At 48.4% G+C, this 23,055-nt stretch carries 21 protein-coding genes and 1 pseudogene; 6 read left to right on the top strand and 16 right to left on the bottom strand.

Annotated elements, in window-relative coordinates:
• Positions 1–137 precede the first annotated feature (137 nt).
• The 6 genes and pseudogenes from JL661_RS02145 (at position 138) to JL661_RS02120 (ending at position 6,683) form a co-directional block, all read left to right on the top strand.
• A pseudogene (locus JL661_RS02145) lies at positions 138–1,168 on the top strand (ABC transporter substrate-binding protein).
• The gene (locus tag JL661_RS02140) at positions 1,165–2,178 is read left to right on the top strand and encodes a FecCD family ABC transporter permease (RefSeq protein WP_024474386.1); all 1,014 of its coding nucleotides are present in this window, start codon (positions 1,165–1,167) and stop codon (positions 2,176–2,178) included. The pseudogene JL661_RS02145 and the gene JL661_RS02140 overlap by 4 nt, the downstream one beginning before the upstream one ends.
• Positions 2,175–2,948: an ABC transporter ATP-binding protein gene (locus JL661_RS02135; RefSeq protein WP_004234844.1), complete on the top strand. Its 774-nt coding sequence runs from the start codon at positions 2,175–2,177 to the stop codon at positions 2,946–2,948. Before JL661_RS02140 ends, JL661_RS02135 begins: the two co-directional genes overlap by 4 nt.
• Positions 2,945–3,784, top strand: coding sequence for a class I SAM-dependent methyltransferase (locus tag JL661_RS02130; RefSeq protein ID WP_004241226.1), 840 nt, complete (start codon positions 2,945–2,947; stop codon positions 3,782–3,784). The genes JL661_RS02135 and JL661_RS02130 overlap by 4 nt, the downstream gene beginning before the upstream one ends.
• Positions 3,781–4,626: a ModD protein gene (modD, locus tag JL661_RS02125; RefSeq protein ID WP_004241224.1), complete on the top strand. Its 846-nt coding sequence runs from the start codon at positions 3,781–3,783 to the stop codon at positions 4,624–4,626. The genes JL661_RS02130 and modD overlap by 4 nt, the downstream gene beginning before the upstream one ends.
• 128 nt (positions 4,627–4,754) lie before the next feature.
• Positions 4,755–6,683, top strand: a complete 1,929-nt coding sequence (locus tag JL661_RS02120; protein ID WP_062772025.1) for a TonB-dependent receptor plug domain-containing protein — start codon at positions 4,755–4,757, stop codon at positions 6,681–6,683.
• Between the two features lie 55 nt (positions 6,684–6,738).
• On the opposite strand, the gene JL661_RS02115 is transcribed toward JL661_RS02120, so the two are convergent.
• From JL661_RS02115 to JL661_RS02040, 16 genes are all read right to left on the bottom strand, one after another.
• Complete coding sequence (locus JL661_RS02115; protein ID WP_051456172.1) at positions 6,739–8,010, bottom strand: MFS transporter; 1,272 nt, start codon at positions 8,008–8,010, stop codon at positions 6,739–6,741.
• Positions 8,011–8,040: 30 nt separating this feature from the next.
• Entirely contained in the window at positions 8,041–9,198 is a 1,158-nt protein-coding gene (locus JL661_RS02110; protein WP_062772028.1) for a trans-sulfuration enzyme family protein, read from the bottom strand.
• 296 nt (positions 9,199–9,494) lie between these two features.
• Entirely contained in the window at positions 9,495–10,352 is an 858-nt protein-coding gene (locus JL661_RS02105; protein ID WP_024474379.1) for a MerR family transcriptional regulator, read from the bottom strand.
• 82 nt (positions 10,353–10,434) lie between these two features.
• Positions 10,435–11,472: a mechanosensitive ion channel family protein gene (locus tag JL661_RS02100; RefSeq protein WP_412098830.1), complete on the bottom strand. Its 1,038-nt coding sequence runs from the start codon at positions 11,470–11,472 to the stop codon at positions 10,435–10,437.
• Between the two features lie 92 nt (positions 11,473–11,564).
• The gene (locus tag JL661_RS02095; protein WP_024474378.1) at positions 11,565–12,161 is read right to left on the bottom strand and encodes a LemA family protein; all 597 of its coding nucleotides are present in this window, start codon (positions 12,159–12,161) and stop codon (positions 11,565–11,567) included.
• A 301-nt stretch (positions 12,162–12,462) separates the two neighbouring features.
• Positions 12,463–13,266: a MetQ/NlpA family ABC transporter substrate-binding protein gene (locus JL661_RS02090; RefSeq protein WP_024474377.1), complete on the bottom strand. Its 804-nt coding sequence runs from the start codon at positions 13,264–13,266 to the stop codon at positions 12,463–12,465.
• Between the two features lie 49 nt (positions 13,267–13,315).
• On the bottom strand, positions 13,316–14,590 hold the full coding sequence (locus JL661_RS02085; RefSeq protein WP_004241218.1) for a bifunctional O-acetylhomoserine aminocarboxypropyltransferase/cysteine synthase: 1,275 nt from the start codon (positions 14,588–14,590) through the stop codon (positions 13,316–13,318).
• Positions 14,591–14,782: 192 nt separating this feature from the next.
• A complete protein-coding gene (locus JL661_RS02080) occupies positions 14,783–15,541 on the bottom strand; it encodes a hypothetical protein (RefSeq protein ID WP_004234829.1) in 759 nt (252 codons plus the stop codon).
• Between the two features lie 18 nt (positions 15,542–15,559).
• A complete protein-coding gene (locus JL661_RS02075) occupies positions 15,560–17,371 on the bottom strand; it encodes a YopB/SseC family type III secretion system translocon subunit (protein ID WP_004234827.1) in 1,812 nt (603 codons plus the stop codon).
• A gap of 17 nt (positions 17,372–17,388) precedes the next feature.
• Positions 17,389–18,876: a hypothetical protein gene (locus JL661_RS02070; protein WP_036418104.1), complete on the bottom strand. Its 1,488-nt coding sequence runs from the start codon at positions 18,874–18,876 to the stop codon at positions 17,389–17,391.
• On the bottom strand, positions 18,855–19,340 hold the full coding sequence (locus tag JL661_RS02065; RefSeq protein ID WP_036418103.1) for a tetratricopeptide repeat protein: 486 nt from the start codon (positions 19,338–19,340) through the stop codon (positions 18,855–18,857). The genes JL661_RS02070 and JL661_RS02065 overlap by 22 nt, the downstream gene beginning before the upstream one ends.
• A 108-nt stretch (positions 19,341–19,448) precedes the next feature.
• Positions 19,449–20,498 (bottom strand): EscU/YscU/HrcU family type III secretion system export apparatus switch protein, encoded by a 1,050-nt coding sequence (locus JL661_RS02060; protein ID WP_062772033.1) that lies wholly within the window; start codon positions 20,496–20,498, stop codon positions 19,449–19,451.
• Positions 20,491–21,252, bottom strand: a complete 762-nt coding sequence (gene sctT, locus JL661_RS02055; protein WP_015422275.1) for a type III secretion system export apparatus subunit SctT — start codon at positions 21,250–21,252, stop codon at positions 20,491–20,493. The genes JL661_RS02060 and sctT overlap by 8 nt, the downstream gene beginning before the upstream one ends.
• 6 nt (positions 21,253–21,258) lie before the next feature.
• Entirely contained in the window at positions 21,259–21,525 is a 267-nt protein-coding gene (gene sctS / locus JL661_RS02050) for a type III secretion system export apparatus subunit SctS (protein WP_004234819.1), read from the bottom strand.
• A 1-nt stretch (position 21,526) separates the two neighbouring features.
• A complete protein-coding gene (locus tag JL661_RS02045) occupies positions 21,527–22,165 on the bottom strand; it encodes an EscR/YscR/HrcR family type III secretion system export apparatus protein (RefSeq protein ID WP_370598151.1) in 639 nt (212 codons plus the stop codon).
• A 20-nt stretch (positions 22,166–22,185) separates the two neighbouring features.
• Positions 22,186–23,043, bottom strand: a complete 858-nt coding sequence (locus tag JL661_RS02040; RefSeq protein ID WP_004241207.1) for a FliM/FliN family flagellar motor switch protein — start codon at positions 23,041–23,043, stop codon at positions 22,186–22,188.
• Between the last annotated feature and the right edge of the window lie 12 nt (positions 23,044–23,055).

The following is a 23,055-nucleotide window of genomic DNA, read 5'->3' as shown; positions in this document are numbered from 1 at the left end:
TACCGTATTCCACCCGGAATTTTACCTTCTTTTGACTTACTTCCCTATTTACCGCTGATTTTATTGACTCACCTCATGCTCTGCGCTAACGTCCCGCTGTATAACAATACATATAACGATAATGACGACTGATCACGATGACACTTAACCGCCCCTGCTCCGGATTTCTTTTCTGCTGCGCACTGCTGTTCACTTTCCCGGCATTGTCAGCCGTTGCCGCGCCGGAAACTGCCTCTCAGGTCTTTATTTATGGTCAGCTTCCGCCGCCGGAAGCCATTCACCGTGTGGTCAGCAGCGGCCCGCCGACTGATCAGCTGCTGTTTGCGGTCGCCCGGAAAAACTGCCGGGCTTCGCCTCCCTGTCAGTAAAAAATAACCCGTATTTTGCCCCCCGCTGGCGCGCGCTGCCGGTCACCGGACGCCTCTCCGGACGCGGCAGTACCCTCTCCCCGGAAACCCTGCTGGCGCTGGCGCCGGATGTGATTGTTGACAGCGGGCTGACCGATGACACTTACCGTTCACAGGCCGCCCGTTTCAGCCGCCAGACCGGCATTCCGTATATTCTGTTGTCCGGCAATCTGACACAAACCCCGGATCTGCTGCGTCAGGCCGGTGCATTGCTGGGGGAAACAGAACGCACGGAACAACAGGCACAACTGGCGGAAAAATGGCTGCTGGATGCTGCTGCTTTTGCTGATCGTCAGACACACAAACGCCGTTTTTATCTGGCTCGCGGCGCGAAAGGCCTGCAAACCGGTCTGCGTGGTTCGATTCACAGCGAAGCCCCGGAATTACTGGGGTTTGAGAATGTCGCGGATGTCCCGGATATGCAGGGGCTGGCGGAAGTCTCTTTCGAACAGTTACTGCAGTGGAACCCGGATTTTATTATCGCCCAGGATGCCGTGACGTATGATGCCATTATGCAGGGTGAGGTCTGGCAGAGCCTGGATGCAGTGAAGAATAAACAGGTCTTTTACTATGCCGGGCTGCCGTTCGGCTGGCTCGACAGCCCGCCGGGACTGAACCGGTTGCTGGGGCTGCGCCGCCTTCAGGCACAGTTTGAACCGGAGAGTACCGATCTGAAAGCAGACACTGGTTTGTTTTTCAGCCTGTTCTATCGCTCTCCGCTGCCGGAGGCACAGATTAACAGTCTGTTATCCGCCCGATGACCACCTCCGCCAAAACCCTGTTACTGCTTGTGCTGCTGGTGCTGGTCACCGGCATTGCTCTGAATGTTGGTAAGTTCTCACTGACTCCGCAGCAACTGTGGGATGTGGTGCAGGCGAAAATCACCGGCAACAGCGGCGCGGATGATCCGGCGCTGAGCCGTGATATGACAGTCTTCTGGCAAATCCGTCTGCCGCGCATTGCCGCCGCACTGATTATCGGCGGCGGACTGGCGATAGCCGGGGCGGCGTATCAGGGCATGTTCCGTAACCCGCTGGTTTCACCGGATATCCTGGGTGTTTCCGCAGGTGCCGGGGTTGGTGCGATCCTAGGAATTTTTGCAGGTCAGTCAATGCTCACTATCCAGCTGTTCGCCTTCACCGGCGGGCTGTGTGTGGTTGCCCTGGTCTATTCTGTCGCCCGGCTGGCGCGTCAGCATGATCCGGTACTGGCGCTGGTGCTGGTCGGGATCGCTGTCAGTGCCCTGTGCGGCTCGGCCATTTCCCTGATGAAAATTCTGGCCGATCCCTATACCCAACTGCCCGCCATGACCTTCTGGCTGCTCGGCGGCCTGTCCGCGATTTCACCGGATGATATTAAAACCACCGCCCCGCTGATTTTCGCCGGGATGGTGCCGCTTCTGTTGCTGCGCTGGCGTATGAATCTGCTCAGCCTGAGTGATGAAGAAGCCCGCGCACTCGGGTTGAATGTCACCGTGACGCGGCTGATTTTTATTGCCTCCGCCACCCTGATCACCGCAAGTGCGGTCTCTGTCGCGGGAATTATCGGCTGGCTCGGGCTGATTGTCCCGCATATCACCCGCTTGTTAGTGGGTGCTAACTTCAGCCACCAGTTGCCGGTGTCACTGCTGATCGGCGCCATCATGCTGCTGCTGACAGACACACTGGCACGCACCATTGCCCCGATTGAACTGCCGCTCGGCATTCTGACATCTGCGGTCGGCGCACCTTTCTTTATTTTTCTGCTGTTGCAGACCCGGAGGAACGGATGAGCGATGTCCTGACCACCCGCGGCCTGGCGGTCGGCTACGGAGAGAAGTTAATACTCACTGACATAAATCTGCAATTACATCAGGGAGAAATTATCTGTCTGCTCGGTGCCAACGGCTGCGGCAAAACCACGCTGATGAAAACCCTGCTCGGCCTGTTACCACCAAAGGCCGGGGAGATCCGCATTGATAACACACCGCTGCGTGACTGGAGTGCCGCCGCACTCGCCCGCCGCGTTGCCTATGTGCCGCAGGCGCACAATATGCCGTTTTCTTTCCGGGTGGCGGATATGGTCGCACTCGGACGCAGTGCCCATCTCTCCCTGTTTGCCGCCCCGGGACGCGCTGAACGGCAGATGGCAGAGCAGGAACTGGATCATATGGGGATCGCCCATCTGGCACAGCGCTCCTATTCCTGCCTGAGCGGCGGGGAAAAACAGCTGGTACTGATTGCCCGCGCCCTTGTACAACAGCCGGGGCTGCTGATTATGGATGAACCGGCGGCCAGCCTCGATTTCGGCAATCAGATAAAATTACTGAATAAAATCGAACAGTTACGTGAGAGAGGGATCACCGTGCTGATGTCCACCCACCACCCGCAGCATGCGGCCGCCGTGGCAGACAGCATTGTGATGCTCAGCAAAGACAGCCCCGCCTGCCAGGATAAACCTGCCGCGCTGCTCACACCGGAAACCCTGGCGGCACTCTATCATGTGACACCAGAACATATTGCTGCCCACTTCGCGCAGCCAGCTTATAAGGGATGCTCATGACTATTGATGATATCGATTTCGCACAACTCTACCGCGACCATCTCGCACAGGCCGAACGTACCCGCAAAGATCCGGAACACTGGGATAAACGTGCGGAGAAAATGGCACAAAGCTGTGCGAACCCCGCCGATCCTTACCTGATCCGCTTTAAAGAGATTGTCGATACCACCGGCGCGAAAACGCTGCTGGATGTCGGCTGCGGGCCAGGCTCTGTCGCGTTGCAGCTGGCGGACAGCTTTGAGCAGGTCACCGGTATTGATTACAGCGAAGGGATGCTGAAAGTCGCGCGTCAGCGGGCTGAGACTCAGGGCTGCTCACACGTCACCTTCCGTCACTGCGCCTGGGAAGATGACTGGTCAGCCCTGCCGCCGTGCGATATCGCTGTGGCTTCCCGCTCCACCCTGGTGATGGATTTACAGGCCGCGCTGCTGAAACTGAACCGTCACGCGCGGCTGCGGGTTTACACCACCCACACTGTCAGCCCGACATTTGTCGATATCCGCGTGATCCGCGCCATCGGCCGCACACCGGTCACACTGCCGACTTATATTTACGCGGTGAATATTCTCAACCAGCTCGGCATTCATCCGGATGTGGAATTTATCCGCAGTCCGAACTGCCAGAGCCGCGACAATATGACCTTTGAGCAGTTTGCCGAAGGTGTGATCTGGTCGCTGGGACAGCTTGATGACCATGAAATGACACTGCTGCGCCGCTATTACGACCAGCAGGCGGCTGACGGCCTGCCGGTGGTGCCGGCCACCCGCGACTGGGCCATGGTTTCCTGGAGTGTGGTACCGGAATCCGCCCTGCTGCTGCCGGGAGGTCAGAAGTGATCTACTACAGTGATGCCTTTCTGGACAGCCTCCTGCTGGAGGACATCCATTACGGTGATCTCACCACCCGCGCACTCGGCATCGGCGCACAGAGCGGGGAAATGCACTTTTCCCGCAAGCAGGCCGGTTATGTCAGCGGGCTGACATTGGGTCAGAAGTTACTGGAAAAACTCGGATTACAGACACAATTACACGCTAATGACGGCGATCATACGGAAGCAGGCGCTCTGCTGCTGACCGCAACCGGTCGTGCGGAAGCACTGCATCAGGGCTGGAAGATTGTCCAGAATGTGATTGAGTGGAGCAGCGGCGTGACACAGATGACCCGCTGCATGGTGGATACCCTTCGTCAGTATCAGCCGGACGCACAGCTGGCCTGCACCCGTAAAAATATCCCCGGTACCAAGCTGCTGGCAACCGCTGCTGTACTGGCCGGGAAAGGCATTATTCACCGTCAGGGCTGCGCGGAAACTATTCTGCTGTTTGCCAATCACCGCCGTTTCCTGGCAGAGCCGGAAAACTGGTGTGCAGCGATTGCAACATTGCGCCGTGAAGCCCCGGAAAAGACCATTATTGCCGAAGCGGACAATCCGGATGAAGCTTATCAGGCGCTGAAAGGCCGCCCTGATGTGCTGCAACTGGATAAATTCAGTCCTGATGATATCCGCCGTCTCGTCAAAGACGCGGCGGTGCTGGCACCGGACTGCACACTGTCTGCTGCAGGCGGGCTGAATGCAGAGACCATCGGGCAGTATGCGGATACCGGCGTGAAGCTGTTTGTCACGTCCGCGCCGTATTATGCGTCCCCGGCGGATATTAAAGTCCGGTTATATCCGCGCTGACGGAAAACCACACAACCTTATAGTGAGTTAAGGGATAAACCGGTCAGGTCACTGAACCGGCCGTTTTATCCTTTTGTTTTGCAAGTCGTTATATAAATAAATACATATCGGTAACAGGAAAAATAACAATGAAACGAACTCTACCCTGCTCAGCTATTCTGCTGGCAACCGCGCCTGCGGTACAGGCAGAAAGCGCAGATATTCTGACCGTCTGGGGCAGCCCGGTGGCCTCCAATCCGGATGTCATCACACAGCCGCAGATGCAGTCGCTGAACAAAACCAATGCGGCGACAGCCATCAGCACCATGCCGGGTGTGGTTCTCGAAAAATCCGGCAATCGTAATGAGCTGACCGTTAAAGTCCGTGGTTTTGACAGCCGCCAGGTGCCGGTGTTCTTCGACGGGATCCCGACTTATGTCCCGTATGACGGCAACCTTGACCTCGGCCGCTTTATGACCAGCGAACTGGAAAGTATTGAGGTGAGCAAAGGTTATACCTCGCTGTTACAGGGCCCGAACCTGATGGGCGGTGCAATCAACCTCACCACCGCCACCCCGAAAAAACCGTTTGAGGCCAACGTATCATTCAGCCAGGGCTTCGCACGCGGCGCGGATAATGCCTATAACACCAGCGCCCGTGTCGGCGCACGCAGCGACCTCGGGTTTATCCAGGTCAGCGGCAGCCAGTACAAACAGCGTTTCCTCGGCCTGCCGGGCTCCGATGATGACAATGCCCTGGCTGGCAGCAACGGCCGCCGTGCGCACTCCTCATCCGATGATAAACGCGGCATGGTGAAAGTGGGCTGGACCCCGCGTGAAACCGATCAGTATGTCTTTACCTATCTGAAGCAGGATGGCAGCAAAGACAGTTCGCCGTCTGCGGTGCCGGGCAAAGGCAAATACAGCTGGTGGGAATGGCCGGATTACAACAAAGAGAGCTACTATTTCAACAGTACCACTCAGCTGACAGACGGCGTAAATCTCCAGGGTCGTCTGTTCCATGACAAGTTTGAAAATACCCTGCTGATGTATAAAAAAGACGGCAAAGGGTACGATTACAGCTATTACGATGATTTCAGCAACGGCGCCTCTCTCCAGTTAGGGATCGACATGCGCGAAAGCGATCTGCTGTCATTCTCCGCACACTGGAAAGATGACGTTCACCGCGCACAGAAACAACGTAACGGGAATATTCTGCGTTACAAAGATCGCACTTATTCTGTCGCCACCGAATACCAGTGGGCAGCCACGTCTGATCTCGATTTTATCGGTGCCATCGGTTATGACTGGCGTGAAAGCCGTCAGGCGGATAAAGGTGCGGATGATAATGATCAGCACGCGTTTAACTGGGAAGTGATGTCAAAATACACCTTCGCCAACCAGGACAACGTGCGGTTTTCCGTGTCTGACCGCAGCCGCTTCCCGACACAGAAAGAGCGCTATACCACTGAAAAACCAAAAGACGGTTCGCTGGGTATCATTAACCCGAACCTGAAAGCCGAACGCGCACTGACCTTCGATTTAACCTATGAAGGGAATATCACCGATAAATGGGGCTACCAGGCCAGCATCTATCACAACCGCGTGGATGATGCGATCCTCGCGCACACAGTGATTAAAAACGGTGACCGCTACTTCCAGAACCAGAACAGTGGCCGTGTGGATTACACCGGACTGGATCTGGGCGTGAAAGGCGAAGTCAGTGACTGGCTGAAAACCGGGATCAACTACAGCTACATCCACAGTGATCCGAAAGATGTTGATCATGCGGAAGGGCTGCCGAAGCATAAAATGTATGCCTGGGTGAAAGTCACACCGATAGAGCCGCTGTCGATCACCCTGTCCGAAGAGTTCCGTGCCTGGAGCTATCAGTATAACGACAATAATGACAAAGTGGCCGGTTATGCTCTTACCGGCCTGCGCGTGGATTATGACTTCGGTTACGGCATTTCCGCCAATGCCTCCGTCAATAACCTGTTTGATAAATCCTACGGGTACACCAACGGCTATATGGAAGAAGGCCGTAACTTCTGGCTGGGCGTGGAATACCGCTATTAATCAGCAGGACGCTTTTTGTGCAAAGCCCCCCCGTTTCGGGGGGCTTTCTGTATCTTCAGACTGACGGAGAGAGTGTCATTCCGCCGCCCGCCGCTTCCCGGCGGTTGATCTGACGCAGCAGGAAGGTTGCCACCACACCCAGCAGCGCACAGGCGACCGAAAGCATAAAGATATAGCTGTAGCCGGTTTCGCCGTATTTATCCAGCCAGTAGCCGGCAACGGAATAATAGAACGCGTCCGGGGAAAAGCCGATAAAGGAGGCAAAACCCACCACCGCGCCGGTGGTTTTCATCGGGATTTTCGATTCTGCAACAGAGGCAAAATAGATACCGCGGAAGGCAAACAGTAACGCACTCAGTACCACCATATTCACCACCGCAAACCACATAAAGGCGTTACCTTTCGGGATCACGAGGAACAGAGCACAGTTCACGGCCATGATGATAAAGCCGACAAACATCACACTGATAGATGATCCGACTTTATCCGTCACGATCCCCGCCACCGGAGAGGCCACCATTTTGATCACATAGGTGCGGATAATCGACAGCGCCGTCACCAGGGTAATTGGTACCACATATACCTGTGACAGATACGGGCTGAGATACGTCAGGCTGGAGAACACCACATAAGTGGAGAAAATAATCAGCCCGATCAGCCACGCCTTCGGCATGCTCACCACACTCATCAGCGAACGGAATGTGGTTTTTTCTTCCGGTTCGCCGCTGTCAGTGGTACTGCTGCGGTGCGCGATCAGGAAGAACAGCAGCACGCCGCAGATCACAGAAGCGCCGGAGTAAAGCCAGACGACGTAACGGAAGCCGATTGCCGCCTCGGCAAATTTGCCGAAGAAATAAAGACCAACAAACGAGATCAGTGTACCGGACACACCGGATAACCCTTCGTAGAACCCGAAGATCCGCCCCTGCTCTTTCTCCGTACCCTGCATCCGCACCACTTTGATCGATGCGGCGAAGAATGTCAGGATCGTCGTGACACCCCACAGAATGTGGATCAGCAGGATCGTGTTATACGACGGGAAGGTCGCAAACCAGAATCCCAGTGACCCGGAGGCGATCAGCGAGAAGGTGATCAGGTTGCGCAGTGAAAAACGATCCGCAAACCAGCCGCCGAAAAAGTAGGAAAACATACCGATCAGGCCATACAGACTGAGCAGGTTACCGATCTCAATGTGTGTCAGCCCCAGCGCCTGCTGCATCGGATCATAGAACGAAGACTTCAGGTAAGGCAGGCTGTACATTGCGGTAGTGCCGAATGCCAGCAGAAACAGAATCAGCATCCGTCTGACGCGGGATTGATTTGCCATGTGATTTGCCATAATTATTATCTCTTTTTATCAGCCGTGAACTGCATCCAGGGCCTGGCGGAAATCCGCAATAATGTCTTTTGCTGATTCAAGTCCGGCAGCAATACGGATCAGGTTTTCGCCGTTCATCTGGACCAGGGTGTGCTCTTCACCCAGACTGGTGGCAATGGTGGTCAGTTTCAGGGAGTTCACAAATTTGCGGCTCACCTGGTCGCGGGTCAGGCCGTGAATGTCCTCTTTCAGACGGAAAGAGACAATACCGCCGCCGAGGCCGTTCATCTGTGACTGACACAGTTCATAATGCGGATGGTTCTTCAGTGCCGGGTAGCGTACTTCTTCGATTTCGCTCTGAGATGTCAGGAACTCCGCCAGTGCCAGACCGTTTTCACAGTGTTTTTTCATGCGCATATCGAGGGTTTTCATTCCGCGCATAATCATCCAGGCATTGTTTGGTGCCAGCGCCGCGCCGGTAAAGCAGCATAATCCCGGCCATTTGATCAGTTCGATCAGCTCACGGGAGCCGATAACCGCGCCGCCCAGGGTATCACCGTGACCGTTCATAAACTTGGTCAGGCTGTGAACCACCAGATCTGCACCCAGCTCCAGCGGGCGTTGCAGGATCGGCGTACAGAAGGTGCTGTCAACAATCAGCAGGCTTTTGTTCTGATGGGCAATGTCTGCCACCGCGCGGATATCCACCAGCTCCAGAGACGGATTAAGCGGGCTTTCCACATACACGAGTTTTGTCGCCGGTTTCATGGCAGCGCGGATGTTGTCACTGACCGTGGCATCAACAAAAGTGATTTCCACGCCGAATTTTGCCAGCAGTTCTGTCATCAGCAGGCGGGTGTGGGAGAAGATCCCGTCCGCACTGACAATATGATCGCCGGTTTTCACCAGTGACAGCAGGGTTGAGGCAATCGCCCCCATGCCGGATGCGCTGACAATCGCGCTGTCCGCCCCTTCCAGCATCGCCAGTTTGCTTTCCAGCTCAGTCAGGTTCGGGTTGCACTCGCGGCTGTAGACATAGCCCCATGTCCGGCACAGTTCTTCGAAATGCTCCACAGAATGCGCCGCAAATGTGGCAGTCTGGTAGATAGGACTGGCCAGCGCGCCGGTGGCCGGATCCGGTGAATGACCCTGGTGGATCAGTTTGGTTTCCAAATCATAATCAGTATTTTTTTGCACAACAGACTCCTCATGAGATCAGCACTCTGATCCGCATGTCATCATTTATTATCATTAGTGAGTTCGGGTTGCTGATTCAGGATCAGCGGGGGTAATAGTGTGGCGGTAACGACCTTTTTAACCATTGCTGTAATGTGGATAACTATAGACTCTCCAGCTACTATAGAGTCAATTCAGAGATAGTAGATGCGCATCACAAAACGGGTAATTATACGGTGGAGAAAAGCAAAACAGGCTGAAGAATATCAGCCTGTTTCTGTATTGAAAGCATTAATACCTATAGTAGGGGTAGAGTTTTACACCAGGCAGCGGGTATCAATTTCACGCCGCTTCACTTTGATCTGGATTTCTGTCAGCAACTGGCGCTGATCATTGGTGGAAAGCGGGTCAATCACCGGGATTTCATACATCATGTCATCCACCGGAATGCGTTTGTATTCCGCATAATCCGTCAGCGCCTTAAATGCTGCCGTATTTTCGCTGTAAGGCCCCTGATACATCAGGCAGATAAATTCACCGTCGGGAATTTCTGTAATTTTGTCCTGCACCTGCGGATTAAACAGGTCGCGCTCGACAATCACAAAACTGTTCAGGTAATGCACCTGCTGTGTGGCCAGAAATTCTTCGCGGGAAACCAGGCCACTGACGCCGCCGTAGAAAATAGAAATGTTTTCCTCGAGGATATTGGCAATCTGCCGCCGTGAGAACTCCATGGTCTCCTCAAAGCTCAGACCGGGCTCATAATTCATCGATAAAATATGACGGCGCGGAATATAACGGCGGGTGATTTTGCCGATACTGTCGGTATCAATCCCTTTTTCCAGTGTCTCTTTTTTGGTGGAGAGGACTTTTTTAATCAGCTCCAGCTCGCGGATTTTCTCATCCACCACGGAAATTTTCCGGGTCAGCAGGCTGAGAATTTGTGTGTCGCTGTCTTCCAGGCGGTGTTTGATCTCTTTCAGCGGCATACCCAGGTATTTCAGATACTTAATAATATCCAGCTGAGAAAACTGATCGATAGTGTAATAGCGGTAGTTACTTTCCTGATCGACATACACCGGGCGGAACAGCCCCAACTGGTCATAATAACGCAGTGTCTGAATGCTGATTTTATGGAGCTTTGCCATCTCACCGATGGAAAAATATTTCGCCATATTGTGCCGCCTCTGATGAACGTCTCAGGAATTAACCGGCGGCACAATAACGGAAACAAGGGGGATGGTGCAAGGTGTCAGATCACACTCCCGGCGGTTCACGGGAGACACTGTTGTGTTCCATATAGAGTGTCCGGCTCGGGAAAGCAAAGTCCGCACCGTTGCGGTGTACAATCTCAATAATCTTCAGATACACCGCCTGCTGTGCTGCCAGCCACTCTGCCCAGACCGTGGTTTTGGTAAAGCAGTACACCATAATATTGAGGGCGGAATCACCAAATTCATCAAAATAGACCAGCAATGTCTGGTGCTGGTCAATGCTGCTTTCGGCTTTCAGCATAGCGCGTATTTCACTGACAATCTGCGAAATCTTCTCCGCATCTTCATAGCGCAGCCCGATGGTGGTTTTGATCCGCCGGTTGGTCATGCGCCCCGGATTTTCCACACTGATGGAGGAGAACAGCGAGTTCGGAATATAGAGCGGGCGGTGATCAAAGGTAATAATTTTGGTGATACGCCAGCCGATTTCCACCACCGTCCCTTCTATCTGCCGGTCAGGCGAACTGACCCAGTCACCGATTTTAAACGGGCGGTCAAAATAGAGCATGATGCCGGAGAAGAGGTTGCTGAGAATATCCTTCCCCGCCATACCGATAGCAATGCCGCCGATACCGCCGAAGGTCAGCAGGCCGGACAGGCTCATGCCGAAGTGTTCGCCGTAGAACAGGAACACCACAATCACAATCAGGATTTTCAGTACGCGGGAAACAATATGTGCCGAGGTGATATCGCTGCCGCGTTTGATCTGTGCGGCGGCCAGGCGGTTTATCATCAGGAACAATTTGCGGATCAGCATCAGCACAATCAGTGTGGTGCAGATCATCCCGACCGTATCTGCAGTGATAAAGCGCCACTGAAAGTGGTCAATTCCCTGCTCGGCGAAATCGCCGAGGATAATGACTCCCAGCGCCCACATGATAAACTGGGAAACATGCACTAATGTGGCATGCTCGCCTTTTTCCCGTTTGCGGTTATAAATCATCAGCCCGCCGGAACCGAGCAGACACAGCACCAGCACAATCAGGCTGAGCACATTATTGGAGAGAAACTCTTCGGTAATCACGATAACTCCTTAGTATTATCCTCTCCTTCTAACGGATTTTGCCCGGAAACTCAATTTATCCTGCCATCAGTTAATCATGTTCAGCCGGTTTATTTTTGAAATTGCACATCCGGAACTGTTGTGACTTCCGCTTCATTTTCAACGCTGAAGTTAGGTTTGCCGGTGTATCCCATGTAGTTAGCAATAATCACGGCCGGGAATTTACGGATAGTGGTGTTGTATTCACGGACACTTTCGATATAGCGGCCGCGCGCCACAGCGATCCGGTTTTCACTGCCTTCCAGCTGTACCATTAAGTCGCTGTAGAGTGCGTTACTTTTCAGATCCGGATAACGTTCTGATACTGCAAGCAGGCGGGAGAGCGAGGATCCCAGTTCAGTCTGCGCCTGCTGGAATTTAGCAAGCAGCGCCGGGTCACTCAGATCACTGACACTGATATTCATCTGTCCGACTTTTGCCCGGGCATTCACCACATCCTGTAAGACCTGACGTTCAAAGTCAGAGGAAGCCTGCACGGTTTTCACCAGGTTCGGGATCAGATCCGCGCGGCGTTTGTATTGGTTGAGCATTTCAGAGGCGGAGGCAGTCACCGCTTCGTCCTGTGTCTGGATGCTGTTGTAATTGGAGACCAGCAGTACGCCGACCAGCACCACCACACCCAGTAATCCGATAATCAGTTGTTTCATCGTATTTTCCTTATCTCAGTGGCGACTATTATTCAGGCAATCCGCCGGGGATTCAAGATAAGGATGAAAGAGTAAAACCGGGATTCGGGATTACGGTGCCTTCACCGGCAACGGGCAAAAACAGAAAGTCGCTGTAAACACTTCCGTGTGCGCTCAGGCTCGCCATCCATGGCTCGCATGCTTTCTGTTTTCTTTACCCGTCACCTGTGCCTGCAGATCTCAATACACTAAATCATTCCGTTCAGAGCAAGGTGCCCCTGAATGCGGCCAACACCGCTATGGGCGGAAGGATGACGCGCATTTACCAGGCCCGGACAGCATCGCCTTTATACACTTCATCGGCCTTTTTCAGCACCTCATCACTCTGGAATGCCGCGACCAGTTTTTTCAGCTTCTCATTATCTTTATCTGCTGCTCTGACCACAATCAGGTTCACATACGGGGAATCAGCCCCTTCCATAAACAGACCGTCACGGGCGGCGGATAATCCGACCTGAGATGAGAAATTATTGTTGATAATGGAGAGATACACATCCGGATCATCCAGGGTGCGTGTCAGTTGCGGGGTATCGATCTCCGCAAACTTCAGTTTCTTCGGATTTTCAATGATATCCAGGGTGGTCGGCAGATAACCGACGCCGTCTTTCAGTTTAATCAGCCCCTGAGCCTGTAACAGCAGCAGGCTGCGGCCGAGCGTAGTGGCTTCGTTAGAGATAGCCACTGTTGCGCCATCCGGCAGCTCGGCTGCGGATTTGATTTTCTTTGAGTATGCCGCTATCGGGAAGATAAAGGTTTTACCAATAACTTCAAACTGATAGCCACGTTCTTTGCTTTGCGCCTCATAGTACGGCACGGTCTGGAACGCATTGGCATCCACATCACTGTTGCGCAGCGCTTCATTCGGCAGGACATAGTCATTGAAGGCGATAACATCAACATCCAGCCCCTGCTTCTCTTTGGCAACTTTGACCACTTCTTCCCAGATAGCCTGATCCGGCCCGGTGTTAATCGCCACTTTCAGTGGTTTTTCATCATCATTCTGCGAGCAGGACACGGCCAGTAATGTGGTGCAGGCGAGCAGTGCCGATACAATAATTTTTCTCATACTATCTCCGGAACATATTGTTATGGTTATATTTTATTGATTGTCAATATTATTTCGCACTGTCCAGTGCCGCACTGATATCCGCCAGGATGTCATCAATGTGCTCGATACCGACGGATAAACGGATCATATCCTGTGATACCCCGGCACGGGCCAGTTCGGCTTCATTCAGCTGACGGTGAGTGGTGGTGGCCGGATGGCAGGCCAGGGATTTCGCATCACCGATATTGACCAGACGGACAATCAGTTTCAGGGCATCGATAAACTTCGCTCCCGCTTCTGCCCCGCCTTTGATACCGAAAGACATAATTGATGCCGGCGTGCCCTGCACGTATTTCTTCGCCAGTGCATGTTCCGGACTATCCGCCAGACCCGCATATTTCACCCAGGCAACCTGCGGATGTTGTTGCAGGTATTGCGCAACACGCAGGGCATTTTCGGTATGACGTTCCATGCGCAGCGCCAGTGTTTCCAGTCCCTGCAGAATCAGGAAGCTGTTAAACGGCGACAGAGCTGCGCCGGTATTACGCAGTGGCGCGACGCGGCAGCGGGCGATAAATGCCGCCGCACCGAAGTGCTCACTGTAGTTCACACCGTGGTAGGAAGGATCCGGGGTATTCAGTACCGCAAAGCGATCCGCATGCTGCTGCCACGGGAATTTTCCGGAGTCGATAACAATCCCGCCCAGTGATGAACCGTGTCCGCCGATATATTTGGTCAATGAATGCACCACAATATCCGCGCCGAATTCAATCGGGCGGCACAGCGCCGGAGAGGCAACGGTGTTGTCCACAATCAGCGGAACACCGTGACGGTGAGCGATTTCCGCCAGTTTTTCAATATCCGCGATATGCCCCGCCGGGTTGGAAATGGTTTCGCAGAAAACGGCTTTGGTATTGTCATCAATAAGGGATTCCAGCTGTGCGAAATCATCATGATCAGCAAAACGGACGTCGATCCCGATGCGCGGAAAATTATGCGCAAACAAATTATACGTGCCGCCATAGAGTTTGGAGACACTGATAATATTGTCGCCGACTCCGGCCAGGGTCTGGATCGCATAGGTGATCGCCGCCATGCCCGATGCCACCGCCAGCCCGGCAATTCCGCCCTCCAGAGCCGCCACACGCTGCTCCAGCACATCATTGGTCGGGTTCATGATACGGGTATAGATATTCCCTGGGACTTTCAGATCAAACAGATCCGCGCCGTGCTGCGTGTCATCAAAGGCGTAGGAGGTGGTCTGATAGATAGGAACCGCGACAGATTTAGTGGTCGGATCCGGTGAATAACCGGCATGGACAGAGAGCGTTTCAAGTTTCATGTGTTCTTCCTTACCGCACAGGTGAATATTTTTATTTAGACGTCCAGACGTTTAGACATTCCTTTGTTATACCGGTATTCACTGCCGGGATCAAAACCGAAGTGGCAAAACATGATGAATTTTCTTCATGATGAGAAAGAACATGAAAAAGCCGCTGTCAGAAGCGGCCCGGATTTATGAGCACAGAAGAGATTATGTCCGCATATTATTAAGCAAGTTACCAGATGTCGCCTGCTTGTTATCAAGATAACGGTTAAACATATCCATTACTTTTTTATTTAATTCATGCGCGTCATTAGAAGCTTTACCATGAACGGAACCGCTTTTCAGCTTCAGATCTTTTTGCGCGCGAACAACTTCAGCATCACCCTGTAACTCAGTAACCTGCTTCTGAATAAATTGTACGAATACCTGGCTAACCGGCTGGGACAGTCCGGACATGGCCTGCCCCGCTATTCCGCCGGGTGTCGGTGCCGTCGGATTAGCCACATCAATCCCCTTTATTGACATAGCAGCACCGACAATAGAAATACCAATAGAAACTAACGCACCGGTGACGGCTGCTTTGACCTGAAGTTCGGCTTCCTTATATTTCATATTTTTTAATTCTTTTGCCAGTTCAATAACAGCTACATCCAGCTTATTCTGGCGTTCCTGCTGGCTCAGTGAATCATCATTCAGTACTTTGCATAATTCTATGGCTAATTTCATCCATTTCTGATCACTGACAGATAACAGAGAGGGCATCAGCGAGCCTGCACGGGTACGGATCTCAGCAGAAATTTGCTCATCTGTAACTTCTGTGCTCTTTATACTGTTATTTTTTGTAATCTCTTTTATAACTTCAGGATCAATATTTATTTCCTGTAAATCTTTTTTTACTGAAATAATACTATCAATTTCCGGTGAATAAACCTGCTTCGTATTATTTGCTGTGGTTATCGTCGTCATAATAAATTCCTTTTTAAATTAAACAGCTAATGGCCCTGACTGTATAATAGCCTTCTTACGCTGAAAATCGTCTTTTCCTATCTTACCTAACTGCTCTTTCATTTTATTTAAATCCTGCTGTGATTCTGAAAAAGCTGCCATTATTTTTTCCATCAATTCCATCAACTTATCCAGTAATTCCTGATCTAAATCTATATCAGCGTTTAATTTCATTACATCTTTATTAAGTTCTGCCTGAGTGACTGAATTTATACCGTTAACGACAGTAGATGTCAGCATCATTGAAATTAATAATCTTTTAACCTCCACCATTACCTGTCTCAATATTTCCTTTACCGATTCTGATACCACCTGACCGATAACTTTTCCGGCAACAGCACCTGCAGCAGCAAACACCGCCATCACAACAACAACTGCAAGTACCATGGCAATAATTTCCATTTTTTCTTCCAGTTTTTTTAACTCAGCCGGTGGCAGCCCAAGTTTTTGGCCAATTTTCATAGCCATATCTTTAATAAACTTCTGGACAACTTCCACCAATTTTGTCACCGGTGTCATTATTGTTGCCATAATATCCGGGCCACCCGCCGCCTTAACAATTTCACTAATAATAGTGACAACCACAATCACTGCGGCCAGTGCTTTTGCCAGTAAACCACCAGTCAGAGCAGTTAATATAACCATTAATGCGATCAATAATGGCCCTAACCATTTAAAAAGGGCCTGTAAACGCTCTGCTTTTTTTATTTTTTTTGCCATTTCAGCTCCGTCAGCATCGGTTTTATCCTGCAATGTTTTTTGCTGAATTGTGGCTATAAGACGATCATTTTCAAGTTTACGCTGTGCTAGCTTATTCCGCAGATCTGCTATTTTACCCATCAAAATAGTTAATGATTTACTATAATTCATATCAGACTTACGCTGAGAGCCGAATATATCAGAAATATCTTTCACAATATCTTTCGCTTCATCCTGAAGAGCGGCCATTTCATGTAATGAATTTAATTCAGCCGTAATCTCCTCACGATTTCCGGCAATGAGAGAACCGAGTTCATCACCCAGCACAGGAAATTTATTCATCTCATCAGAAAATGATTTAAATAACTTGGTTTTATCCTTATAAAGCACTGACTCCGAATTGATATTTTTAATAACTTCATCGGCATTTGTTTTACTTCTTAAATATAAAGAAATTTCATCTTTACTTTTAAACTTATCAACACCATTACCGGTTAATTTATTTTTCAGCTCACCATCCGGCATCTTTCCCAACAGCTCACTGCCCATTTGTGAGAAATAATACTCTGCCGTTGCTTCAATATGGTCATTAATCAAATCCCCGGATTCAGAAATAAGCTCTGATAATTGATTTACTTTATTATCAGACCATAATTCCTTGATGAATTTAAGATTGTACCCATGAGCTCTTGAATTAATTTTAAATTTCTCTTCAGAATAAAAAACCGTCAGCAATGAATGTAATTCATTAAGTGAAAATCCACCTTTTTTCTTACCCGTAGTATCTTTACTGTCTGTGGTATCCTTACTTTCCGGGGTATTTTTACTTTCCGTAGTACTTTCACTGCCTGCGGTATCTTTATTTAACTTTGGGTTATCCAATTTCGGTTTATTTAATTCTGATTTTTTCTTTCCATCATTAGCTGATGTTGATTTTTTACTAACATCACTAACCATCACCTTGCTAAACTCTCCGATAGGATCGTTAACACGATTTTGTTTATTTGCACCTGAATTTTTATTTACACTTTCACTTGACGTTGTGGTATTTAAAACACCAAAATCTGATGTTTTATCAATAATTACAGTCATACAATTCCCTTTTTATATCAGAATCTTAAAAATCCCTTTAATTCCTGAGCCAATTCGCTAATCATTGTTGTAATTGTTCTCAGCATATTGTCATAGTTACTATTTATAGTGTTATACCGCTGAGTGTATTCATCCAACGTTAATTGAAGTCCTTTCTTAGCCCCATCTATTTTTTGATTCATACTATTTATTTCATGTTGATAAAACTTAGAATATTCATTTCTTTCTTCTTCATTTTCATAATAACTAATGAATCCTGCATCATAGTTTTTTTTCAAAATTTCCCTGGTATATTTTACATCACTGGTAGCCGCTATTGATTTTTCATTAACATTATTCCACCTTGATAAATCTGGTGATTTATCCTTGAAACATTTATCAAAATTTTCATTTATACGATTAAGTCCTTTTTCATCGCTTGCTAAGTCCATAAAACTATAAAGTTCATAAGGAAATAGAAACTGTTCAACCTTCCCTTCTAAGCCAATAACATTATTAAATTCATCCAGTACGGGTTTAAATATTTTACATAATTTAGTCCCTTTAATAACCGGCTCATGACAAGAAAAGAAATATTCCATTTTTCCATATGCATCTTTATATGATAAATTTTCTTCTATTACTTTATCATCAACCAGAACATTAAATTTATCGTCACCGACCTTAACTATCTTCATACTACCTGTATATAAAGTATGGCCAACAGAATCTCCATAATAAAAATAAGGTTTCATAGTGTTGTATAATTCAGTATAAAACTTTCTTTTATATACCTTATTCTGCTTTCCATCATTGATGGGCTCATCAATATAATCACCAAATGTATTTAATTTTGTTGCTACGCTTTTATAATAATCAACATATTTGTTCATACCTTCGCGCTGATATTTAACTGAAATATCATAAGCATACACACTGACATTATCCATTCTCTCAACAAAGTAACCAAATGTGACCATATCCCTAATGATAAAATACTCCTGAATACCTTTATTTATCAATCTTATTTTCTCTGAAATATTATCACCAGCATTATTAATTGCCTTTATATTTTCTTTATCCTTCATTAATATATCATATGCTTCAAGTTCTTTTAATGCTTGTTCTCTTGTAGTGTCAGGATCCGACAGAATATAATTAATCCTATCTAATTCGCTATAAATTTGTTTTACTTTATCTTCATAAAAGTGCTCCCAAAATCTACCCGCCATAGATTTAATCTGTTCTTGTTCAATTCTATCAACAATCACCCTCGTTTTATTAATCAATCCCTCACACTCTTCATGCATTATAACCTTATTTTTAATATTATTCTTAAAGTTACTATCATTTACTATATCGTAGTATTCTCTTATATATTTCACAGCATCATCATACGGAATTCTCTCTGTAACCGTGAGCGCATCATATATTATCCTAAGCCTCATAAAATCATTATGCAATGAGGAATTATAACTGAGATCATCAACTTCTTTATTTACTTTCAACCTATTTTCCAAACGCATAATCCACCTTCCAGCATTGATATATAATGTATTGCTTGTTCCCGCTCATTATCATTACACGCTAATGAAAGGCAATGATTGAAGCTGCTTATCGCTGATTCTTTCTCACCTGTGTATAAATAGCATTGTCCTGCATACAAATATATCGATGCATTGTTTTCATCTAAATTAATAGCTAAACTATAAAGATTAATCGCTTTCTGATATTGTTTTTGCACCTGTTTAACTGCAGCTAATCCAAGTAAATAATCCACATTGCTAAAGTCATATAAACAGAGTGAACGAAAAATATTCTCAGCTTGTTCTATAAGCCCTTTATCATAATAATCACACGCCAGAGAATAAACATCCGAAAAATCCTCATTATTCTTTGGCATCAGAAGATCAGAAATGTTTCCACTTTCCAGATGAGAAAAAATATTCCCGATCAGAGATTTAATATCAAAATCTGTATTGTCATCCATAACAAAAACCCCTTAATAATATTGGATTATCAAGTCAGGCAATACTATCTGACCCGGCTGATAATCACTTTCATAAAATACGCCTCAGCACCATCCTGCTGATACATATTAGTGCGGTTCACTATCGGCAAGTGCAGCCTGCTCTGCGTCATTCAGCCACAGTAAGAGATCGAGAAACTTATCCAGATCATCATCAATAATGGTGTCAAAGACATGATATTTCCGGAATAACGTCCGGGCCAGGCGGATATCCCGGACAACCGGCACCCTGTGCTTTTCGGCATAGCAGCGCACAGCCAGCGCATACACGCCTTTCTCTTTCACGGTAATGAGCGGCATAACGCCGTTTTCCGGATCAAGATAGATAGCAACGGCAATATGCGTCGGGTTAACCACCACGATATCCGAATTCTTTATCAATGCTTTGGTTTCCGCATTCAGCAATTCTCTGTGCTGCTGTTTGCGGGCTGATTTTATTTCCTGATTACCTTCGCTGTTTTTATACTCTTGTTTAACTTCATGCTTTTCCATTTTCATGTCATTAAAAAAGAAAAAATATTCAACGATGTAATCAACCACCAGCAGTGGCATCAGCAGCAGGATAAAAATAAAGATATAGTGGCCGGTGAAATAGAGAAAGCTCTCACTCACTTCAGAGAAAAGTGCCGTAATTAACTGATAAATATCGCCGGTATACAGAGTAATAAAGGTATAACCGGCAGATAAATACACAATGAGTGATATCAGTGCTTTTACCAGATTTTTCAGGGATTTTTTGGTAAAAATCCGTTTGAATCCGGCGATGGGATCAATTTTCTTTAAATCAAATTTAATCGCTTCCGTCGCAACAGCAAAACGGGTCTGCATCAGAGAAACAAAGCTGACACTCACTCCGCATAATATAATCAGCGGTAACACCATCTGAAAAAAGATATCCGATAACATCTGTATATAAACAGAGAGTGACAAGTGATTCACATTACGCAATACCGTCTGATAAAAACGGGAGAATGCTGACCAGTCAGCAACGTAAAGCAGATACGCTATTCCCGTCACATAGCCGGTTGTGGAGAGCAGTTCTTTATATTTGAACGTATTCCCTTTTTTCGATTCGTCCTTTAGTTTCTTACTGGTGGGTTTTTCGGTTTTTTCAGCCATCGTTCCCCCTCAAAAAGTGAGTCAGAGGGGAAGTATCAAACAGCACTGTCACATCCGTCATTGTTGTGCTGCGAAACAGCAGCAGCGCCAGCAGAAAGGCAATAATACTTTTTATTGAAAGTGATAAGGAAAACGGATTCAGTTGTGAATTGTACAGGGCCAGAATGCCCAGGCTGACTTCAGAAATAAATAATATAATCAGTACCGGCATACAAAACAGCAAAGAGAGTGACAGGCTGTTTGTCAGCCAGTCAAATACCGCCGCATAATGGATTTCCGTCAGCAATGTACCCGGCGGTAACAACCGGAAACTATCCTGAACGGATGTCATCAGTAACACAAAACCGTCATTGAGCAAAAAAAACGAGACAGAAAACAGATTCATAAAGGTGGAAAACGGTGATGCATCGGTCCCTGTTGTCGGATCAGCGGTATCACTGATATTCGCCCCCCGTTGGTTATCAATATATTCACCGAAGGCGGAAAAAATAAAAAACGGCGTGCTGTAAACCAACCCCATTACCATGCCGGTAATGATCTCACTCAGTATATTGACCACTGAGAACTCTGCCGCCGGGTAGTCTCCATTTCCGCTGAGACACTGCGCCATGAGAAAAATAATAATGCCCCGCGTGGTCCGGCTGAGGATAAATTTATCATTCAGAAACGGCAAAAAAGAGAACGCCGCAAATAACCGCACACTACTTAACAGCGCGTTCTGAAAAAGGTCATGAAGCCAGGAGAATAACGACACCGGGAACTAACCTGCCGCTGTTGCGCTGAGCGCCAGTGAGAACATTTCACGGGCATAACTGAGCATCGAATCCCCCAGCCAGCTGAGCTGCATCAGGATGCAGACAAACACAGCAATCAATTTCAGCCCGAAGGGCAGTGTCTGCTCCTGGATCTGCGTGACAGTCTGCAGCAGGCCGACCGTCAGACCCACGACGGTCGCCACACTCACCGGCAGCAGCGATAACATAATCACCAGATAAATTCCTTTATCCGCTGCATAAATCACATCCATGTTATATGTCCATAAGTTCGAGATACTGAGACACCAGACTGGTGGATAACAGCGACCAGCCATCAAGGGCAATAAATAAGATCAGTTTGATCGGTACAGAGAGTGTGACCGGGCTCATCATCATCATCCCCAGCGCCAGCAAAACGCTGGACACCACGAGATCAATCACGATAAACGGCAGATAGAGATAGAAGCTGATCAGAAAAGCAGATTTGATTTCCCCCAGCGCATAGGCGGCCAGCAGGGGAAAGAATGCGATATCACGGGCATCACTCAGTTCCGGTTCAGCATCCTCATCAACGTCTGTTTGCGCAAAAAAATACAGCAGAGGTTTATCGGCATAACGGAAGAGATAGTCCCGGTAATCCTGTAACCCCTCATCCGTAAAACGCGACAGTGATTCCGGCTGAGATAATTCCACCGGATTTTCATTAACATACGCATAGGTTTTACTGACCAGCGGAAACATCACCACCATCGCCAGAATAAACGCAATCGCATTGAGTACCATATTTGACGGCACCTGCTGAACCCCCAGGGCGTTGCGCACCATCACAAAAACAATGGAAAATTTGAGGTAGCAGGTTCCGGCCGCCAGAATAAAGGGCAGAACAGATGCTGCGGCCAGCATCAGCATCATCGAAACAGCGCTGTCAGTCATCATTCACCCTTATGAAAGATATGATGAATTTCCACGGCGTATTGTTCCCCGATACGTACCAGTTCCCCCTGTGCAAAACGCTGCCCGCTGATTTCCAGCGTGATCAGGTGATTATCCGCCGCCGGCAGCGGCAGTGTATCGCCCGGTTGCAGCGCCATCAGTTCCGATAACGGAAACACTCTGCGGTACTGCAGGAAATCCACCTGAACCGGCACTCTGCGGCTGTCAAAAACTGCCGTTTCCGCTGTGGTAGCCGGCACTTCCGGAATAATTCCGCGTCCGGTGATAACCGTGTCCTCCTGCTCCTGTTTCAGTGTCATCTGAAAATAGCCTCCTGCTCTCAGAAATCGCTGGTATTGTGTAATAAAAAGGATATCGCCTTCATTGATTTGCTGAATCACACCCGTGAATGTCCGGGTTGAACCGATATAAATCCCGGCATTCACCGGAACAGAGAGATCTGGGGTTAGTGGCGGGCCATTAATATCAAACCGGCCACGGGCGCCAATCAGAGTGAAATCAATATTTCCCTGACAGAAAGCTAGTTTACGGGTTGGATTAACAGCGATGTTTTCCGTCCGGAACTCAGGAAAATAACTCTCCGCTGAAAAAAAAGGCAGCCGGATCTCTTTCCTGTTCTCATTCAGCAGTTCAATAAGATAATTTTCCGGTACGATTTCCCAGGGAATTGTATTTTCGCCAATCAGCTCAGAAAGAAAGGATTCAACATCAATTAATACCTCCAGTATATTTTGGGTATTAATAAAATGACATTTTATCGTTCGTTTGGTATTTTCTTTTTTTTCCGGCAGATAACAGCTCAGATAGTCCATTATCTGATGGGTATCATAATGCATTTATTTCATCCG

Source organism: Morganella morganii, assembly GCF_019243775.1.
Lineage (GTDB): Bacteria > Pseudomonadota > Gammaproteobacteria > Enterobacterales > Enterobacteriaceae > Morganella > Morganella morganii.
The sequence above is the reverse complement of the archived record's forward strand: the minus strand, read 5'-3'. Positions and strand labels throughout refer to the sequence as shown.

Bases quoted from the DNA above. Each gene is read 5' to 3' on its own strand.
- JL661_RS02105 (WP_024474379.1), bottom strand. From the start codon at position 10,352: ATGGCGAAATATTTTTCCATCGGTGAGATGGCAAAGCTCCATAAAATC.
- JL661_RS02040 (WP_004241207.1), bottom strand. From the start codon at position 23,043: ATGCATTATGATACCCATCAGATAATGGACTATCTGAGCTGTTATCTG.
- JL661_RS02135 (WP_004234844.1), top strand. From the start codon at position 2,175: ATGAGCGATGTCCTGACCACCCGCGGCCTGGCGGTCGGCTACGGAGAG.
- JL661_RS02045 (WP_370598151.1), bottom strand. From the start codon at position 22,165: ATGATGCTGATGCTGGCCGCAGCATCTGTTCTGCCCTTTATTCTGGCG.
- JL661_RS02075 (WP_004234827.1), bottom strand. From the start codon at position 17,371: ATGACTGTAATTATTGATAAAACATCAGATTTTGGTGTTTTAAATACC.
- JL661_RS02060 (WP_062772033.1), bottom strand. From the start codon at position 20,498: ATGGCTGAAAAAACCGAAAAACCCACCAGTAAGAAACTAAAGGACGAA.
- JL661_RS02095 (WP_024474378.1), bottom strand. From the start codon at position 12,161: ATGAAACAACTGATTATCGGATTACTGGGTGTGGTGGTGCTGGTCGGC.
- JL661_RS02090 (WP_024474377.1), bottom strand. From the start codon at position 13,266: ATGAGAAAAATTATTGTATCGGCACTGCTCGCCTGCACCACATTACTG.
- JL661_RS02065 (WP_036418103.1), bottom strand. From the start codon at position 19,340: ATGGATGACAATACAGATTTTGATATTAAATCTCTGATCGGGAATATT.
- JL661_RS02070 (WP_036418104.1), bottom strand. From the start codon at position 18,876: ATGCGTTTGGAAAATAGGTTGAAAGTAAATAAAGAAGTTGATGATCTC.
- JL661_RS02120 (WP_062772025.1), top strand. From the start codon at position 4,755: ATGAAACGAACTCTACCCTGCTCAGCTATTCTGCTGGCAACCGCGCCT.
- JL661_RS02140 (WP_024474386.1), top strand. From the start codon at position 1,165: ATGACCACCTCCGCCAAAACCCTGTTACTGCTTGTGCTGCTGGTGCTG.
- JL661_RS02080 (WP_004234829.1), bottom strand. From the start codon at position 15,541: ATGACGACGATAACCACAGCAAATAATACGAAGCAGGTTTATTCACCG.
- JL661_RS02130 (WP_004241226.1), top strand. From the start codon at position 2,945: ATGACTATTGATGATATCGATTTCGCACAACTCTACCGCGACCATCTC.
- sctS (WP_004234819.1), bottom strand. From the start codon at position 21,525: ATGGATGTGATTTATGCAGCGGATAAAGGAATTTATCTGGTGATTATG.
- JL661_RS02115 (WP_051456172.1), bottom strand. From the start codon at position 8,010: ATGGCAAATCAATCCCGCGTCAGACGGATGCTGATTCTGTTTCTGCTG.
- JL661_RS02085 (WP_004241218.1), bottom strand. From the start codon at position 14,590: ATGAAACTTGAAACGCTCTCTGTCCATGCCGGTTATTCACCGGATCCG.